The sequence below is a fragment of the Psychrobacter sp. 1U2 genome (genome assembly GCF_051847575.1).
The window spans coordinates 1-2,398 of sequence record NZ_JBPYDC010000059.1 but is presented as its reverse complement, the minus strand read 5'-3'; the positions used below and the strand labels follow the sequence as shown (position 1 = coordinate 2,398).

Here is a 2,398-nt window from a genome sequence, read left to right as displayed (position 1 = left end):
CATCTCAAACGATGCTTGGTTTGGTACGTCGGCAGGTCCATTGCAGCATCTACAAATGGTACAAATGCGGGCGTTAGAAAATGGCCGCTGGTTTATGCGAGCCACCAACACAGGTGTGACTGCTATCATCGATCATAAAGGCCGTATCGTTGAGCGCGCACCGCAGTTTGAGCGCACCGTATTACGAGGTGATGTGCAAGCGCGGGTTGGCAATACACCATTTATGCGTTTTGGTAATTATCCAATTTTATTCATCATTGCGCTATTATTACTGCTGAGCTACCTTGGCAAACGCGCCGCCGCTCGTGCTCGTCTTGGTAAATAAAAAGGACATCGTCAATGGCTTATAAGCAGGTACTAAATAATAATTCCTTCAAATAGTTAAGGGTTTTAACACATTGGTACAAATTGCGATATAATAGGCTAAAATTTCAAATATTTTGCGCAAGGTGGATAAGGTATGTCAGAAGATATCGTCAACAACAATCCAAAAAAAGAGTTTATATATGCTTTGGGCGGCATTGCCTTGTTCTTGGGTATTGTCTTACTTATTGGTGTCTCAGCATTCTTGCGTCCAGCAGGTGAGCACATCACAGCTGAAACGACTGAAGCCTCGGCAGCGGCTGATGAAGCAGAAGCGATCGCTGTTGAAGAGCCAGTAGTGACTGATACTGCTGTTGCTACTGCAGAAGCCGCGTCAGCAGACACTGATACCGATGCAGCAGTAGGTGCTGGCGAGAGTGCGACTGAAGCTGCCGCTGATGCTACGGTTACGCCTGCTGAAGACACAAGCGGTGCAGTGGTTAGCGCTGAAGCTGGTACAGCCACTGCTTCTGGCACAGTGAGCCAAGCTGCGGTTGAAGATACCGAACTCACCGCAGAACAAGCTGACGGTGATCTGGAGGCTGGTACAACTGAAGATACGACTACTGCTCAATAAACTAATGAGACTGTTTGATAAAATGGTTAAATACTATCGTTAGTATTTCATGATAGATAGTTAAGTAGTAGCGTTTTTAAAAAGCACCGAGCTATTATTTTTAATAGCTCGGTGCTTTTTTGTCTCATGTTTTCGTAAGTGACTGTTCAATTAATGAACATTCTTTTCCTTTACATATTTGTAATCTGATGAAACAATAACGCGCATTTATGACTGTCTGTCTTACTAGCGATGGACTTGGTCATCTCTATCGTAGTATCGCAAAGGAATAAACTTATGAGCACGGAAGTAAAATCAGAGGTTAGTGCTACTGAGCTAGAAGCACTAGATAATGGGTTTATGGGCCATCCCAAACCGCTGCGCCCTTTATTCTTTACTGAGATGTGGGAGCGGTTCTCTTACTATAGTATCCGTCCGCTGTTGGTATTATTTATGGTGGCGACGGTGGGAAGCGGTGGCTTTGGTTTCGATGAAGTTACCGCTTCTGCTATCTATGGTATTTTTGCAGGCTCTTTGTACTTGGCAGCGGTACCAGGTGGCTGGCTTGCTGATAACTGGCTTGGTCAAGAGCGTGCATTATGGTGGGGCAGTATTATTATCGCGCTTGGCCATTTATGTATCGCGCTCTCCGCAATGTTCGGTATGACATTATTCTTCGTTGGTCTCATCTGTATCGTGTTGGGGTCGGGGTTATTTAAAACCTGTATTTCGGTGATGGTTGGGGCGTTATACTCTAAGGGTGATGTGCGCCGTGACAGTGGCTTTACTCTATTTTATATGGGTATCAATATCGGCGCTTTATTAGCTGCCCTTATCGTTGGGGTATTTAAAGAGCAAGGCATGTGGCATGTCGGCTTTGGGGTTGGTGGACTGGGTATGTTGGTCTCGCTACTCATCTATCGTTTTTCTGCTCAAAAGACATTGACACGCTATGCACAAGCAAAAGGCATCGCTGCTGAGTGGGAGCGCTCAAATGACCGTTTTAACAACATCGGTCGCTGGGTCATAGGATTTGTGGCTTTACTGGTCGCAGTCGTTGTGCTGGTCGCGTCTGGTATAATGCCGTTTGAGCCGCAAATGGTGGCAGAGTATATGACCTATATCATCGCAAGTGTGGTGATACTGTATTTTGCGATTATGTTTATTTCACCAAGGCTGGATAAAACCGATAAGCTGCGTTTGCTGATTTGCTTCATTTTGATTATCGGCTCAACGCTGTTTTGGTCAAGTTTTGAGCAGCAGCCAACATCATTTAATCTATTTGCTGATCGCTATACTGATCTAAACGTTTTGGGTTTTGAGATACCAAGCATTTGGTTCCAGTCACTTAACCCTTTATTTATTCTTCTTTTAGCACCCATCATTAGTATTGTTTGGGTCAAGCTTGGTAACCGAGGTCTTGAGCCAAGTAGTATGGTGAAGTTTGCCCTTGGGATGTTACTCGCTGCGGCAGGCTTT

The 2,398-nt window shown here is 45.0% G+C and carries 3 protein-coding genes; all 3 read left to right on the top strand.

Annotation, left to right across the window (positions count from 1 at the left end; translation table 11 throughout):
* On the top strand, nucleotides 1-325 hold a 325-nt coding region (locus ACS8FD_RS13010; RefSeq protein ID WP_439276207.1), incomplete at its 5' end, for a nitrilase-related carbon-nitrogen hydrolase.
* A gap of 135 nt (nucleotides 326-460) precedes the next feature.
* The gene (locus ACS8FD_RS13005; protein WP_439263153.1) at nucleotides 461-940 is read left to right on the top strand and encodes a hypothetical protein; all 480 of its coding nucleotides are present in this window, start codon (nucleotides 461-463) and stop codon (nucleotides 938-940) included.
* A 276-nt stretch (nucleotides 941-1,216) separates the two neighbouring features.
* Nucleotides 1,217-2,398: peptide MFS transporter (locus ACS8FD_RS13000; protein WP_439276206.1), on the top strand; the 1,182-nt coding region annotated here is incomplete at its 3' end.

What these genes read in the sequence shown, in the direction of transcription:
- ACS8FD_RS13005 (WP_439263153.1), top strand. Translation starts at nt 461, where the DNA reads ATGTCAGAAGATATCGTCAACAACAATCCAAAAAAAGAGTTTATATAT.